The sequence below is a fragment of the Lactobacillus porci genome, from assembly GCF_009695985.1.
Taxonomy (GTDB): domain Bacteria; phylum Bacillota; class Bacilli; order Lactobacillales; family Lactobacillaceae; genus Lactobacillus; species Lactobacillus absianus.
In genome coordinates, this window is the sequence record NZ_VUMX01000003.1 from 15,591 (window position 1) to 30,769 (window position 15,179).

13 protein-coding genes are annotated in these 15,179 nt (G+C 48.2%); all 13 read right to left on the reverse strand.

What is annotated here, in order from left to right:
* Positions 1–80 precede the first annotated feature (80 nt).
* The 13 genes from dnaK to FYJ62_RS01765 all read right to left on the reverse strand — a co-directional run bounded on the left by dnaK (position 81) and on the right by FYJ62_RS01765 (position 15,159).
* On the reverse strand, positions 81–1,928 hold the full coding sequence (gene dnaK / locus FYJ62_RS01705; RefSeq protein ID WP_154547126.1) for a molecular chaperone DnaK: 1,848 nt from the start codon (positions 1,926–1,928) through the stop codon (positions 81–83).
* A 63-nt stretch (positions 1,929–1,991) separates the two neighbouring features.
* Entirely contained in the window at positions 1,992–2,588 is a 597-nt protein-coding gene (gene grpE / locus FYJ62_RS01710; RefSeq protein ID WP_206988329.1) for a nucleotide exchange factor GrpE, read from the reverse strand.
* An 11-nt stretch (positions 2,589–2,599) separates the two neighbouring features.
* Positions 2,600–3,658, reverse strand: coding sequence for a heat-inducible transcriptional repressor HrcA (gene hrcA, locus FYJ62_RS01715; protein ID WP_154547128.1), 1,059 nt, complete (start codon positions 3,656–3,658; stop codon positions 2,600–2,602).
* A 157-nt stretch (positions 3,659–3,815) separates the two neighbouring features.
* Positions 3,816–4,754 carry a riboflavin biosynthesis protein RibF gene (gene ribF, locus FYJ62_RS01720; RefSeq protein ID WP_154547130.1) on the reverse strand — a complete coding sequence of 313 codons (939 nt, stop codon included), beginning with the start codon at positions 4,752–4,754 and terminating at the stop codon, positions 3,816–3,818.
* Positions 4,755–4,768: 14 nt separating this feature from the next.
* On the reverse strand, positions 4,769–5,665 hold the full coding sequence (truB, locus tag FYJ62_RS01725) for a tRNA pseudouridine(55) synthase TruB (protein WP_154547132.1): 897 nt from the start codon (positions 5,663–5,665) through the stop codon (positions 4,769–4,771).
* A 92-nt stretch (positions 5,666–5,757) separates the two neighbouring features.
* On the reverse strand, positions 5,758–6,114 hold the full coding sequence (locus FYJ62_RS01730) for a ribosome-binding factor A (protein WP_154547134.1): 357 nt from the start codon (positions 6,112–6,114) through the stop codon (positions 5,758–5,760).
* A gap of 11 nt (positions 6,115–6,125) precedes the next feature.
* On the reverse strand, positions 6,126–8,633 hold the full coding sequence (gene infB / locus FYJ62_RS01735; protein ID WP_154547136.1) for a translation initiation factor IF-2: 2,508 nt from the start codon (positions 8,631–8,633) through the stop codon (positions 6,126–6,128).
* Positions 8,634–8,637: 4 nt separating this feature from the next.
* A complete protein-coding gene (locus tag FYJ62_RS01740; RefSeq protein ID WP_154547138.1) occupies positions 8,638–8,922 on the reverse strand; it encodes a L7Ae/L30e/S12e/Gadd45 family ribosomal protein in 285 nt (94 codons plus the stop codon).
* A gap of 26 nt (positions 8,923–8,948) precedes the next feature.
* On the reverse strand, positions 8,949–9,248 hold the full coding sequence (gene rnpM, locus FYJ62_RS01745; protein WP_154547140.1) for an RNase P modulator RnpM: 300 nt from the start codon (positions 9,246–9,248) through the stop codon (positions 8,949–8,951).
* Positions 9,249–9,260: 12 nt separating this feature from the next.
* The gene (gene nusA, locus FYJ62_RS01750; protein WP_154547142.1) at positions 9,261–10,454 is read right to left on the reverse strand and encodes a transcription termination factor NusA; all 1,194 of its coding nucleotides are present in this window, start codon (positions 10,452–10,454) and stop codon (positions 9,261–9,263) included.
* Positions 10,455–10,474: 20 nt separating this feature from the next.
* Positions 10,475–10,951: a ribosome maturation factor RimP gene (gene rimP / locus FYJ62_RS01755; protein ID WP_154547144.1), complete on the reverse strand. Its 477-nt coding sequence runs from the start codon at positions 10,949–10,951 to the stop codon at positions 10,475–10,477.
* 145 nt (positions 10,952–11,096) lie between these two features.
* Positions 11,097–14,555, reverse strand: a complete 3,459-nt coding sequence (locus tag FYJ62_RS01760; protein WP_154547146.1) for a helicase-related protein — start codon at positions 14,553–14,555, stop codon at positions 11,097–11,099.
* The gene (locus tag FYJ62_RS01765; RefSeq protein ID WP_154547148.1) at positions 14,548–15,159 is read right to left on the reverse strand and encodes a master DNA invertase Mpi family serine-type recombinase; all 612 of its coding nucleotides are present in this window, start codon (positions 15,157–15,159) and stop codon (positions 14,548–14,550) included. The genes FYJ62_RS01760 and FYJ62_RS01765 overlap by 8 nt, the downstream gene beginning before the upstream one ends.
* Positions 15,160–15,179 lie beyond the last annotated feature (20 nt).

Sequence of the window (15,179 nt, forward strand, 5' to 3'; positions counted from 1 at the left end):
TATCTTTACGCTCCTTCTTGTTAACAAAAGAAAAGAACTACTTCATGCAGTTCTTCTCCTTTTGTTCAATTATAGTCGCTTTACTTGTTTGGGTCTACCTTGGTGAAGTCGCCGTCAACAGTGTCGCCGTTGTTGCCATTGTTGCCGCCATTGGCTGGGCCTTGTGGGCCGGCTTGACCATTTTGCCCGTTTTGGGCGTTTTGTTGGTAAAGCTTGACTGCCAATTCTTGAGCAACCTTGGTCAAGGCGTCCTTCTTGGTCTTCATTTCGTCCAGGTTGTTGTCCTTTTGGGCCTTCTTCAGGTCTTCCAGAGCGTCCTTGACTGGCTTAGCATCGCTTTCAGGCAACTTGCCGTCGACTTCCTTCAAAGTCTTTTCGGTTTGGAAGATCAGGCTGTCAACTTCGTTTCTGAGGTCGACTTCTTCCTTCTTCTTGTTGTCTTCTTCAGCGTGCTCTTCGGCTTCCTTCTTCATTCTTTCGATTTCTTCATCTGACAAGCCAGAAGCTGATTGGATCGTAATCTTTTGTTCCTTGCCAGTCCCCATGTCCTTGGCTGAAACGTTGACGATCCCGTTCTTGTCGATGTCGAAGGTAACTTGGATTTGTGGCACGCCACGTGGAGCGGCTGGAATGTCAGTCAATTCAAAGCGGCCCAAGGTCTTGTTGTCAGCTGCCATTGGCCGTTCACCTTGCAGAACGTGAATGTCAACGGCTGGCTGGTTGTCAGCTGCGGTTGAGAAGATTTGGCTCTTGGAAGTTGGGATGGTGGTGTTTCTGTCGATCAGCTTGGTGAAGACCCCACCCATGGTTTCAATCCCAAGTGACAATGGGGTAACGTCCAGCAAAACGATGTCCTTAACGTCACCAGAGATTACCCCGCCTTGGATAGCGGCACCCAAAGCAACGGCTTCGTCTGGGTTGATTGAGTGGTCTGGTTCCTTGCCAGCCCATTGCTTAACGGCTTCTTGCACGGCTGGAATCCGGGTTGAGCCACCGTTCAAGATCACCTTGTCGATGTCGCCAACTGACAGGCCAGCGTCACGCAAAGCGTTGTCAAATGGGATCTTGGTTCTTTGAACCAGGTCGTCAGTCAGTTCGTTGAACTTAGCCCGGGTCAGATCTGCTTCCAGGTGCAGAGGACCTGCTTCACCGGCTGAGATGAATGGCAGGGAGATGTGGGTTGAAGATACGCCTGACAAGTCTTTCTTGGCCTTTTCAGCGGCATCCTTCAAGCGTTGCATTGCCATCTTGTCCTTTGACAGGTCAACGCCGTTTTCTTCCTTGAAGCCAGCTACCAGCCAGTCGATGATCTTGTTGTCAAAGTCGTCACCACCCAGGTGGGTGTCACCGTTGGTTGACAGAACTTGGAAGACGCCATCGCCCAATTGCAGGACGGAAACGTCGAAGGTACCACCGCCGAGGTCGTAGACCAAGACCTTTTCGTCGTCTTCATCCTTGTCCAGACCGTAAGCCAAAGCTGAAGCAGTTGGTTCGTTGATGATCCGCTGCACGTTGAGGCCAGCAATCTTGCCGGCGTCCTTGGTTGCTTGCCGCTGAGCGTCGTTGAAGTAGGCTGGAACGGTAATAACCGCGTCAGTAACCGGCTCACCCAAGTAGTCTTCTGAGAACTTCTTGATGTATTGCAGGATCATAGCGGAGATTTCTTGTGGGGTGTAGGCCTTGTCGCCGACCTTCACCTTGTAGTCAGCTTCACCCATGTGCCGCTTGATGGAAACGATCGTGTTCGGGTTGGTGATCGCTTGCCGCTTGGCAACTTCACCGACTTGAATCTCGCCATCCTTGAAGGCAACTACTGAAGGGGTAGTTCTAGCCCCTTCCGGGTTGGTGATAATCTTTGGTTCTTTGCCTTCCAAAACTGCAACTGCTGAGTTGGTCGTACCCAAGTCAATCCCAATAACTTTTGACATGTTTTGCTCTCCTTGTTAGATTGAAAAATTTCGAATAAATTGTTTGATTGCTTGATTGCTGTCTTACTGAGCCACGACAACCATGGCTGGCCGCAGGGTCCGGTCCTTGTAGACGTAGCCCTTCTGCAGAACCTGCACGACGTGGTCTTTTTGATCATCATTCTCAGCTGGCACGCTTTGTACCGCCTGATGCAATGTCGGATCAAACTTCTCGCCTTCAGCCTTGATTTCTTCAATGCCGTTGTCCTTCAAGGCTCTGACCAGACCTTCCAGGGTCATTTCAATCCCCTTCTTGAGCTGGCCGGAAACTTCATCATCGGCTTTGACTGCCAAGGCTCTTTCCAAGTTGTCCACGCTTGGTAGGATATCCTTGCCCAGGCGCTGGGACTCGTACTTGACCAGGTTGGCTCTTTCCTTGCTGTAGCGGCGCTGGGCATTCTGCTGCTCGGCCTCGCTTCTCAGGTACTTGTCTTCCAGCTCCTTGTTCTTGGCGGTCAGCTCTGCAAGCTGCTTTTGCAAGTCAGCCAGCTCGTCCTTCTTTGGATCTTGCTTGGCCGCTGGCTTGGTCTTCTCTGCCTTGGCGGCATGTTTCTTGTCTTGCTTTGTTTGCTTGTCTGCTTGAGTCAAGTCTTTCTCGCTTGGAAATTCTTCCTTACTCACGACAAACCTCCTTATTTAAATCTGCCATAGTAGTCCAGCAATTTTCTTGCCAATTCCTGCCTGAAGAATTCCATCAGGCCAATCATTTCTGAATATGGCATATTGCGGGGACCCAGTAGTGCGATCGTCCCATGGCCGTACTTGCCTACGCTGTATTCAGCGGTAACCAGGCTGAAATTGCGGAGCAGGTCGCTGGGCAATTCAGTCCCGAGGCGGACGTGGACTGGATAGCGCTTGGAATCCCCGTTCTCGTCCTCATCCCCAATGTCGATTAGTTCGCCGACCAGACTGTCGGTGTTGATCAGCTGGTATAGGGACTTGATGTCGTCAATATCGCTCTTGTCGGTGTTGTTCAACAGGTTCAGCTGGCCATCGACGTAAAGCTGCTCACTGGCAGCTTCCTTGATCACTGATTCCAAAAGCTCCAGGAATTCTGGCGCGTTCTTGCCCACGATGTTGCTGCTGGACAAGGCTTGGAAAGTTTCTTTATTGATCTCGCCCAAGCTCTTGCCAACCAGCTGGTCGTTGATCAGCCGCACCGCCCGCTCGATCTCATCGCCTGAGATGTGGCGCGGCAAGGTGTAGAGCTGGTTCTTGACCCCGCCGTCAGAGGTGACCAAGATGGCCATCACCTGCCGGGGCGCCAGGGGCACGATCCGAAAGCCCGTGATCCTGACCCCTCTGGCCTCTGGCCCTTCCGCGAAGGCCGTGTAGTCGGTCAGATCAGACAGGATCTTGGCTGCTTCCTTGACGATCTCGTCAACTTGGTTGAACGGCTGGTCAAACTGGGAGCCGATCTGGGTATAGACGGCTTCCGGCAGCCGGAGGGGCTGAACCAGGTTGTCCAAGTAGTATCGATAGCCTTCTGTTGAAGGAATCCGGCCGCTGGAAGAGTGGGTCTTCTCGATCAGCCCCGCCTCTTCCAAGACCGCCATTTCATTGCGGATAGTCGCACTGGATACTTTGATCGGCAATTGATTCATGACCGTCTTTGACCCCACAGGCTCGTGGGTCTTGGTAAAGTCCTGAATGATTGTCTTTAGTATAAGTTCTTGACGTTCGGTCAACATAATTATCGCCCTCACATTTAGCACTCACATCTTCCAGGTGCTAACATGGTATAGATTAACAAGAAATTAGCAGTTAGTCAAGCTGAATGCTAATTTTTTTCGAAGAAAAAAGAGCCAAGCAATATTGGCTCTTTTTATCTTATTTTGCATAGCATTCCTATTCGACCGTTTGGTCAAAATAAGCTTCCGCGTTAATGCGATCCTGCTTAAGCTGAGCGACCAGGCCGTCAAGGCTGGCAAATTTCAGCTCATTCCTGAGATACTTGTACCAGGCAATCGTGATGGTCTCCCCGTAGATATCCTGGTCAAAGTCAAAAAGATTGGACTCAATGTAGATCTGCTTTTCATCGTTGAACATGACATTGTAGCCCACGCTGGTCATTGACTCATACCACCGGTCCTTGACCCGAGTCATAGTCGCGTACACGCCAATCTTTGGCAGCACCTTGGGCCAGTCCATGGACAGATTAGCCGTTGGATAGCCCAGCTTGTGGCCATTGCGGAAGCCATGAACGACTTTGCCGCTGGTCGTGTACGGGTGGCCTAAAAGCTCCGTGGCCAAAGTCAGGTCACCCTTTTTGATGGCCTCCCTGATCTCGGTTGAGCCGATCTTCTGTCCTTCAAAAATCTGCTTGGGCAAGACCTTGATCGCAAAGCGGCCCTTGGCAAACTTTGGCAGATTGGTCATATTGGCCACGTCTTTTGATCCATAGGTATAGTCAAAGCCGGCGACGACCGTGTCTGCCTGCAGCTTCATGATGATCCGGTCCACAAAATCCTGCGGGGCCAGCTGGCTGAATTGCTTGGTAAACTGCATGATCACCAGGTAATCCACGCCAATCTTTTCCATTTCATAGACCTTCTCATCCGGTGAGTTCAAGTAGGCAAAATTCTTTACGCCCGCGTAGACTTCTTTCGGGTGGCGGTCAAAGGTCAAGACCATCAACGGCAGGCCCTTTTGGTCAGCTTCTGAGCGCGCTTCGGCGATCAGGCGCTGGTGACCAATGTGCACCCCGTCGAAAAAGCCCAAGGCCAGAACGACTGGTCCATCCGTCAGCGGCTGGTCGATCGGACAGCTGATGTTAATTGTTTTCAAACTAAATCCCTCAATTACTCATTACTTAGCAGCATCAAATCCGGACAGTAGGTCGCGCCACCTTTTGCCCGGTAAATCGCTTTAACTCTATTATTGTACCGCAAAGCGACCTTGTCTGCATCAGCCTTGAGCTTGATCCAGGCCCCATTTTGCACTTGCTTCCAGCTTTGTTCGTCCAGATCTACCGTTTGGTAGTCCTTGAAAAAAGCATCGATTGGCTGCAGATACTGATCAATCTGCTCCAGATGCTTTTCCAGTTCATCCAAAGTCACGGCCTGCTGCAGGTCAAAACCGGAGCTGGCCGTCCGCCGCAAGCGGGTCATGACCGCCGGGACGCCCATTTTTTCGCCCAGATCATTGACCAGGCTTCTGACATAGGTTCCCTTAGAGCAGGCAACCTTAAATGCAAAGCTTTCTCTTGCCTGCGCTTCATCCCACTTGGGCTTTCCAACCAGCTCGTAGCTGGCCACGTGCACCGCGCGGGCGGGCCGCTCAACCGGAATCCCGGCTCTGGCATACTCATAGAGGCGCTTGCCATTGACTTTGACGGCTGAATAGATTGGGGGCAGCTGGCTGATGTCTCCCGTAAGCTGCTTCATGCCTGCCTGAATTTCCGCGCTGGTAAAGGGCCGGGCCAGTCTGGCCGTCTTGGTGACGGTCCCGTCCAAGTCGTAAGAGTCGGTCGCTTCCCCAAACATTCCTTCACCCTCATAGGCTTTTGGCCGCTCATGCATCAATTCGATCAGCTTGGTTGCCTGGCCGACGGCAATTGGCAAGACGCCAGTCACGCTGGGATCCAGGGTGCCGGCATGGCCAATCTTTCTGGTATGCAGGATTTTGCGCAGCTTGTAGACCACGTCCCCGCTGGTCATGCCCGCATCCTTGTCGATTACAATGATTCCGTTATACATGTCTTGTCCTCGCCTCAATTTCCTGTTCATGTTTTCTCCAGCAAAAAAGCGCCCTGAGGCGCTTTGCTGCTTATTTTCTTCAAATCCGACTTTTAGCGATCTTCCTCTTGCTTGTGCAAGTCAGCAATCAACTGGTCGATCTTGCTCCCGTAGATCGCGGACTGGTCCCGCTTGAAGATCAATTCTGGAACCTTGTAGACCGTCAGCACTTGCCCGAGCAAGTGGCGCATGGTCCCCTTGGCCTTTTCCAAGCCAATTTCCGCGTCCTTCTGCTTTTCCGCATCATCGGTCAGCAGACTGTAGTAGACGGTCGCGTAAGAAAAGTCGTTGCTGCATTCAACGGCGGTAAAAGTTACCCCGCTGACGCGCGGATCACGAATGTCGCGGCGGATGATCTTGGTCAGTTCACGCAGGATCTCGCCTTCGACGCGTCCTTTTCTATGCTTCATTGCAACCTCCGTTAGCTAGGCTTAACTTCTTGCATCTCGTAGGCTTCAAGCTGGTCGCCGACCTTGATGTCGTTGAACTTCTCAATGGTCAAGCCACAGTCAAAGCCTGCCTTGACTTCCTTGACGTCATCCTTGAAGCGGCGCAGGGATGCAACCTTGCCGTCGTACTTGACGACGCCATCGCGAATTACCCGGATGCCGGCATCTGAGTTGACATAGCCGTTGTCGACAAAAGCACCGGCAATCGTCCCGATCTTGGAAACCTTCCAAGTCTCGCGGACAGTCAGGTTGCCGATTACCTTTTCTTCATAAGTTGGTTCCAGCATCCCTTGCATAGCGGCCTTAACGTCATCGATTGCCTTGTAGATGATGCTGTACAGGCGGATGTCGACCCCTTCTTGGGCAGCCTGGCTCTTGGCCATGGCCGTTGGCCGGACGTTGAACCCGATGATCAGGGCGTTTGAAGCGCTGGCCAGGGTAACGTCGCTTTCGTTGATGGCACCAACGCCAGAGTGGATGATGTTGACGCGGACGCCTTCAACGTCAATCTTTTGGAAGGATTGAGCCAAGGCTTCAGCGGAGCCTTGCACGTCAGCCTTCAAAACGATGTCGACTGACTTCATGCTTTCCCGCTTCATCGTGTCAAACAGGTTGTCCAGAGTGACGTGCTGCACGTTTTCACGCTGCTTTTGCAGAGCTTGTTGGGCACGGGCTTCACCAACCGCACGGGCCGTCTTTTCATCTTCAAAGACGACCAGCTTGTCGGCTGATTCCGGCACGTCGTTCAAGCCAGTGATTTCGACCGGCATGGCTGGCGTGGCCTTCTTGACTTGGCGGCCCTTATCGTTGGTCATGGTCCGCACGCGACCGAAGGTGTCGCCGACAACGATTGGGTCACCGACGCGCAGGGTCCCTTGCTGGATCAAAACGTCGGCAACTGGCCCCTTGCCCCGTGACAAACGGGCTTCAACTACCGTACCGATCGCCTTTTGCTTAGGATCAGCCTTCAGTTCCAGCATGTCGGCTTCCAGAATGATGTTTTCCAAAAGCTCATCAATGCCCAGGCCAGTCTTGGCTGAAATGTCAACGAAGATCGTGGAGCCGCCGTAAGCTTCTGGAATCAATTCGTAGTTCATCAGCTGCTCAGTGACGTGCTGCGGGTTGGCGCCTGGCTTGTCCATCTTGTTGATGGCCACGATGATTGGCACGCCCGCGCTCTTAGCGTGGTCGATGGCTTCAATGGTCTGTGGCATAACCCCGTCGTCAGCGGCAACGATCAAAACAACGATGTCCGTGATTTCAGCCCCGCGGGCACGCATGCTTGAGAAGGCCGCGTGACCTGGCGTGTCCAGGAAAGTGATCAAACGGTCGTTGATGCGGACTTGGTAGGCACCAATGCTCTGCGTAATCCCGCCGGCTTCATGTTCTGAAACCCGGGTGTGGCGCAAGCGGTCCAGCAAGGTCGTCTTACCGTGGTCAACGTGACCCATGATGGTAACTACTGGCGGACGGACGGTTTGGTTCTTGGATTCCTTGGAAGCTTCCATTTCCTGTTCAAAAATATTGTCGATGTCGGAAATGTCTTCGTGAACCTTTTCAACTGCTTCAATGCCGTAGTCGGCTGCCAGCAGTTCGATCGTGTCCTTGTCCAGGGACTGGTTTTGGTTGGTCATGATCCCCAGCATGAAGAGTTTCTTCACGATTTCCGCTGGCTCGCGGTGGAGGATCTTGCCCAGGTCTTGGGCATTCATGCCAACTTCATATTCAAAGCTTTCTGGCAATGGCCGTTCCTTTCTTTGGGTAGGCTGCTTCTTCGGCTGCGCGCTTTGCTGATGCTTGTTGTTCTTCTTCTTGCGGCGCTCGGCCCGGTCTGAATGGCTGTGATCTGGCTGGAAGCCGGCATTTTGGCCCTTGCGGCCTGGCTTGCCGCCTCGGCGGCGGTTGTCCTTGCTTGGCTCTGGCGCAGCCATTGGCGCTGCGGAAAAGTCTGGTCTTTGGCTGCCGCTGCTTGGCCGCTTGCTTGGGCGGCTGGCATGTCTGCGTTCGCCGTTGCCGCGGGAGCGGTTTTCAGAAGGAGTCTCATTTTGCTTCATGCGGGCTGGAGACGGCTTAAGGATCTTCGGGCCTCTAACCTTTGAGCTGGATGCTGATGCTGAAGCAGCTGCCGGCTCGCTCTCAGCCTTCTTGGCTGCTGGAGCTTCTTGAGCTGGCTTGTTCAAGTTCTTTTGGTATTCTTTGCGCGCTGCTTGGCTTTGTTCATTCAAATGAACTTCTTCAACGCGCTGCTTTTGCTTCAAATTCTTGAGCAGGTCGCGGGCTGCCGGGCGGCGGCTGCTATTGCCTTGACCGCCGTTTGACCGGTTGCCGCGGCGCTTGCCTGGCTTCTTATTTGCCGGCTTCTTTTCGCCCTTGCGGATCGCGTGAACGGAAATCTTCAGCTTGCCTGGCTTGCCCTTCTTTTCATCCTTGCTGTCCATGCCCAATTCTTTTGAAGATTCATTAACTTGTTTTTTGGTCATCAGATCACACTCCTTCTTTAATCTTTGCTTGCAGGGCCTTGGCAAAGCCGGAGTCGGTCAATGCCAATACCTTGCGCTGTTTGCCAATAGCTTGGGAAAGCTCCTCTGAGCTGAAGGCAGCCACCAGCGGTACCGGATGCTGCTTCAGAGCGCTCCTCACTTCCTCTTGACCATTGTCTGCCAAGTCATTCGCGATGATTACGCATTTTGCCTTGCCCTTTTTGATGGCGCCAACGACGATCTCCGTCCCAGAGACCAGCTTGCGGGCTCTGGTGGCCAAGCCGAGCAGGTTTAATGCTTTTTGTCGATTGCTAATTATTTTTTATCACCAAATAATTCTTTTCTAGCCTTCTGGTGATCAACATAGGCAAAGAGTTCCTCGTAAAAATCATCCGCGATCTTTACCCCCAGGCTGCGGTCCAAGACCTTGGACTTCTTCGCGGCCTCAATCTTCTCTGGCTCCAAAGAAACGTATGCTCCCCGGCCAGCCTTCTTTCCCGTTGGATCAACAGAAACGTTCTTGTCCTTGTCAACAACGATGCGGACCAGTTCTTTCTTGGGCTGCATCGTATCGGTCAACAAGTCTTTCCGCATTGGGATTTTTCTCTTCTTCAAAGAAATCACCTGTTATTCTTCATCTTCTGCTTCGTCGTCAGCTGCTTCAGCGTCGTCCGCGTCTTCAACTTCAACGTCGCCGTCTGCGGCTTCAGATTCAAAGCTTGCTGCTTCTGCGCTTTCGTCTGCTTCAGTGTCGTCTTCTTCATCGCTTTCGTCAACAAATTCGACTTCGGATTCTGGACGAATGTCAATCTTAAAGCCAGTCAGGCGGGCAGCCAGACGGACGTTTTGCCCCTTCTTGCCGATAGCCAGTGAAAGCTGGTAGTCAGGCACAATGACAAAAGCCTTCTTTTCATCGTCTTCATCTTCAAATTGTACCGCAATAACTTCAGCAGGGTTCAAAGCATTGGCGATGTAGTCTGACGGATCTTCTTCGTATTGGACGATGTCGATGTTTTCCCCGCCCAGTTCATTGACTACGTTCTGCACGCGCGTGCCGCGTGGGCCAACGCAGGTACCGACTGGGTCAATGTTGGCGTCGTTGGACTTGACGGCAATCTTGGTTCTTTCGCCAGCTTCCCGGGCGATGGACATGATTTCCACGGTCCCGTCATAGATTTCCGGCACTTCTTGCTCAAACAGGCGCTTGACGACGTCTGGAGCAGTCCGTGACACGCGGATCTGGGCTCCCTTGCCGTCGGCACCGACCTTGGTTACCAATACGCGGACCTTGTCTTGCGGGTTGTAGTGCTCGCCTGGAATCGTGTCGCGCTTGATGTCCATCACGGCTTCAACGTTGCCGATCGTGACGTATACGAAACGGTTGTCGGTTCTTTCAACGGTCCCGGTAACCAGTTCGTCTTCATATTGGGAGTATTCATTGACGATGTGGGCGTTTTCCGCTTCGCGCAGGCGCTGCATTACGACCTGCTTGGCGGTAGCGGCAGCGGTCCGGCCAAAGTTCTTTGGCGTAACCTCGAACTTGATGGTGTCGCCGACTTCGTAGGCCCGGTTGATGGCAGTCGCGTCTTCAAGCGAAACTTCCACGCGCGGGTCTTGCACTTCGTCAACGACCGTCTTGATGGACATGACCTTGAAGTCGCCCGTCCGGTCATTAAAATCAATCTCCACGTTTTCGGCTTGCCCGTAGTTCTTCTTGTAGGCGGCAGCCAAAGCAGCCTTCATGGCCTCAACGATCACATCTTTCTTGATGCCCTTGGTCTTTTCCAGGACATCAAAAGCTTCAAGCATTTCTTTTGACATAAGTTTTGGATCACTCTTTCTTAAAATTCAATAGCAAAGCGGGCGCTGGCGATCTGCTTGCGCGGAATCGTCACCAATTTGCGGCGCGTCTTGATCTTGATCTCCAATTGGATTTGCTCATCGTCAAGCTCTTGCAGATGGCCTTCAAAGACTTTGTCGCCTTCAAGCTTCTGGTACAGGGTGACGTGAATATATTCTCCCTTGGCCCGGTCCCAGTCGCGGTCATTCTTGATCGGACGCTCCAAGCCTGGTGAAGAAAGCTCCAGGATGTAGGGATCAGGCAGTGGATCGGGAGTCATTGAATCCAACTTCTCTCCTACCAATTCACTCAGGTCCGCAATCGTCTCAATGTCGATCCCGCCAGGCTGCTTGTCGACGTAAATCCGCAGGTAGTATTGGCTCTTTTCCTTGACATATTCCAGATCAACCAGTTCGCAGCCGTTGCCGCTGATGACTGGCTCAATTGCTTCTTGGATTACAGCTAAGTTTTTTGGCAAAGTTTTCCTCCGTAATAAAAAGAGTGAGCATTGCTGCTCACTCGAATTTACCAATATTCGATCTAAAGAAAATATATCACACTTTACGCAACTTGTAAAGAGTTAGTGCTGCCTGACAAGGAAAACTAATGATTTTCTAGCTCTATTAATTTAAGCTAGTCGATATTAACCCAGAAACCACCTTTAATTTCGAAAATTCACTATTTGCTTTTCGAGCATAGTCATTTCTGCTATTCTCAAGACCAAGCATCTCTCCATCAAATAACTCAACAAAGCGATTCAAGTTATTCCAAACATTTTCCTGAACCTTTTTAGTACTGATTTTACCATCTGAATCCATTAAAAGTTGCAAGTACTGCTTTTGCTCCTTACTAAAGCCCCGGTTACTTAATGAGTCGACAATTTGGTTAAATTTCTTACCATTTACATGCTGCTCTTTAAAGTTGTTACGATACTCTTTCATACCTGACTTTAGAGTCTCTCTTATTTTGGCAATATAAGATAGCGGAGTTTCTAAATCAGTCACTTGCTTCAAATTACTATTATAATCTTGAACCTCTTGCTTGAGAACTTCTTCTTCATTCTGGCTAGCATTCTTTAATAAATGAGTTGCTTCTTCCCTGGCGATGACAGCATCGGCATCTAACATTTTATGAACGATATTTTCAGCTTTAACAAAAGGTATCTTCTCACCCGTTGCGATATCCCAAAGATCTGGATCTGTTTCCTTGATCTCTTTTTGGTTGATGTCAAAAAGAATCGTTTGACATAGTATAATTGATTCGCATTTCTTTCCAAAAGAATAGGGTTTAAAAAGCGTATCCTTATTCAGTTTAAATACCTTTCCAATTTTTGCATAATAATAATATGCTCGCCCTCGTGCCTCATCTTCTTGGACAGAAGCGACAATGGTTTCTTTATTTTGATTCGTATCTTCGAGTAAGGAGCTTCCACTAACAAGACCTTGATATTCTCCGTTATCGATAAATGGCAGTTTAAAATCACCTTCTGTATCTTCTTTTGCGCTAGTGGCTTTATCTTCATAACGCTCGGCAAGCCTTAGTTCTGCATTAATAACTTCTTCTGAAGGGAAGGCATAAATATAGATATTATTTTTACCATTTAACTTTGGTCGGTCGATCCGCCCAATTCTTTGCTCAAGCCGCATTGGATTGTAGGGAAGCTCTATGGTAATTAAATAGTTTGCATCCTGGAGGTTCTGCCCTGTTGAAATTGCATCAGTACCGATTAATACGGAGATCTCTGATTTTCCGTCTAGGAAATACGACTTAGATTGCGGAGAAAATCTCCCTAAGGCTTCTTCCTTTGGACATTCTTCATGGTTGATCATACTCTTAGATCCTTCAACCATCCCAACACCAGCTTTTAAGATTTCAGGATCAGCCAAGCAGCCATTAAAGTAACTTTCAACAGTTTTGGCAAATTCTGAAAAGATCAAGACTTTACTGCCCTTTGATACTATTTCTTTGATCTTCTTTAGTATGATCTTTTCCTTTTCATCTTTTGTAGCAACAATTTCCCACTGAGACAAAATTTCATCCATGCTTTGAATGTCAGCGGTTGTGTCGTTTAGCATGCGATTCAGATATTCATCTAAAGTATTTTCTGTCAGCTCCTCGTTAACATAATTTATTCTATTTTGCTGTGCAGAACTCAAGTGGTCAAATTGCTGATCATCCTCTTCATTATCAAAGAGATCAAGCGCTAATTCATCGTCTATGTCACTGACGCTAATATCAGAGTCAATTTTACTGATAAAATACTGTTTTGCTTCTTTAAGCCCAGCATTCTTTAATTCCGAAATGTCTTCTTTAAAGTTCTCTAGTTTCTTTTTGATATTTTTTAGACTATTACTAAAAGCTGCATTGCTGGAGTCAACCATTCTGAGTAAAGTAAATCTCTGTCTCAGATTAATGTTACTAGTAACATTGGGACCAAAGTATTGCCACACTGTGTCTTGATATGGCAATTTTAGAGAAATTAGTCTTTCTAGCGTATCCGACAGTGCTTGTGAGACATCTGGTGAATACTTTAATACAAATGGTTTGTCATCATTTTCAAGTGGGAACTGTCTTGTAGGATAGCGATCCGATAAATACTTTTCGTTTGCCAAACTGGTTCTTGTTCTTTGATAGAATAAATCTTTCCAAAACTCAATATAAGCTTGGTGATTATATTTTCCACTATCTTTCGTATCATAAAGCAGCTTTTCTCTATTAGTAAGCACATAGCTGCGATATTGTCGATCAGAAGGTACCTTTAAAACATTCAAGAATAAGAGTCCCAAGCGAATAACATCTTCTCTTGAATTATTCCAAGGCGTTGCAGTTAGCAGTAAGCCTCTAATTGTTCTTCCTTGAACGTTTCTAGCGATATGAATGATCTTCTGAACATTTTCATATGCCTTATTGTTTTTACGTAAAAATCCTTCATGGGCTTCATCAATCACAAATAAAGCGTATATCTCTGCAGCTTCTTGAAGATGCTCATCACTCCAATTAGTAAATGCCTGTCTTGTTGCTATATCAACTTTATCGCGACTTACCCCTGCATTCCTTAATTCATCTTCCCACTGCTCTCTAAGGCGTCTTCCGGCAAGAATCAGCACTCTTCGATGATCATCTTGGGTTGCCAAATCTTGTTGATATAGCTTTATTATGCTAGTTGCTTCTAGTGTCTTTCCTAAGCCAACGCCATCTGCAAGGATTTGGGTATCGAATTTTTGTAGTTGCTGGTAAACATGCCTAATTCCAATAAACTGGTGGGCAAAATACTTATTTCCATCCTTATGTTTTGCGTAAGGTAAGTTTTCTTCGATCCCCTTAATTCTCATATCTAGGGTTTCTGGAGTTTTCTCACCGTAATATTTCCCTAAATTCCAGTATAAGTACTTAATAGGAGTATAAAGTACTTTAGGTTTGGAGTATTTCTTCTTCTGGTCACTAAATTCTTGTAAGAGCTTTTCAGAATAGTCTTCTGCGTATTGATCCCACATCTCTTCAAACCAGCTTTTGATTGGTGAGAAGGTATCCTGAGAATAGATATTTAGTTCACGATTCTTAACAAGACCCCCATAAGTGAAGTTGGATGAACCAATTAAGACATCACCATTTCTGCTATTTTCTGAAGGCGAGAATAAATAGGCTTTTCCATGTAAGAAGGCAATATCCTCTTTTGAATGAGTTTGACGAAACTTGCTGTCGACAAAGATCTTTACTTCAATTCTGCCGGTTTGAACCCAATCTACGATGGCACGATAAAATTGATTATCTAGCAAGAAATATTCGGACTGGTATTCCACAGGATCTTCAGCTATATCCAATACTTTTCGTGTCTCAGCATTCGCTTGATCATACTGATTACTTAAAAGGAGTTGGATCTTATTTTCAGGTGACCGGTTAAAGAAATCTCTTAAATCATCTTCAAGTTCAACTAACCCACTTAAGCGAAAATAGCCACTGGCAATTCGGATCATGCCACTATCAGCCATTAATCCAGCAATTGCACCGCGCATGGTTCGACCAGGCGTATTATCGATTCGATTCGTATCACCGATTTTCGGGATAAACTTATCACTAGCCATTACGTTCTTCTCCAATCCTCTTGATAAACTTAGATACTGTTGCACGATTGACTTGATATTTTTTTGCGATCTTGTTAAAAGACATTCCTTCATCTCTTAACTTAGTGATCTCATTTTTGTATTTATACAGCTTGTAAGTTGATAATTTAGCCGGCCCCTTTGGCCTACCTAGGACAACACCCTCGGCTTTCTTTCTAGCTAAAGCCTCTTTAGTTCTCTGAGAAATTAGGTTTCTTTCAATTTCAGCTGATAGACCGAAGGCAAAAGCTAAAACCTTTGAGTTGATGTTATTACCGAGTTCGTAGCCTTCTTTCACCGTCAGAAGAATGATATCTTTCTCCATCAAATAGTTCAAAATTGACATGATTTGTAGAAGATTACGCCCTAGTCTTGAGAGTTCACTAACTATTAACCGGTCTCCCTTTTTTAGTCCTCTAAGGAGGTCTCCAAGTAATCGTTCGTCAGCCTTCTTAGTTCCACTAACCACCTCAGAAGTCCACGAATCGATCGTTATGTTTCGCCTTCTAGAAAATTCTTCGATTTCGAATCTTTGATTTTCTACTGTCTGTCTATCTGTACTTACTCTAATATACCCGTAATTCATCCAATTACCTGCTTTCTAAA

Coding starts and splice junctions, on each gene's coding strand:
- nusA (WP_154547142.1), bottom strand. CDS start 10,454: ATGTCAAAAGAAATGCTTGAAGCTTTTGATGTCCTGGAAAAGACCAAG.
- FYJ62_RS01765 (WP_154547148.1), bottom strand. CDS start 15,159: ATGAATTACGGGTATATTAGAGTAAGTACAGATAGACAGACAGTAGAA.
- FYJ62_RS01760 (WP_154547146.1), bottom strand. CDS start 14,555: ATGGCTAGTGATAAGTTTATCCCGAAAATCGGTGATACGAATCGAATC.
- hrcA (WP_154547128.1), bottom strand. CDS start 3,658: ATGTTGACCGAACGTCAAGAACTTATACTAAAGACAATCATTCAGGAC.
- truB (WP_154547132.1), bottom strand. CDS start 5,665: ATGTATAACGGAATCATTGTAATCGACAAGGATGCGGGCATGACCAGC.
- dnaK (WP_154547126.1), bottom strand. CDS start 1,928: ATGTCAAAAGTTATTGGGATTGACTTGGGTACGACCAACTCAGCAGTT.
- FYJ62_RS01730 (WP_154547134.1), bottom strand. CDS start 6,114: ATGAAGCATAGAAAAGGACGCGTCGAAGGCGAGATCCTGCGTGAACTG.
- infB (WP_154547136.1), bottom strand. CDS start 8,633: ATGACCAAAAAACAAGTTAATGAATCTTCAAAAGAATTGGGCATGGAC.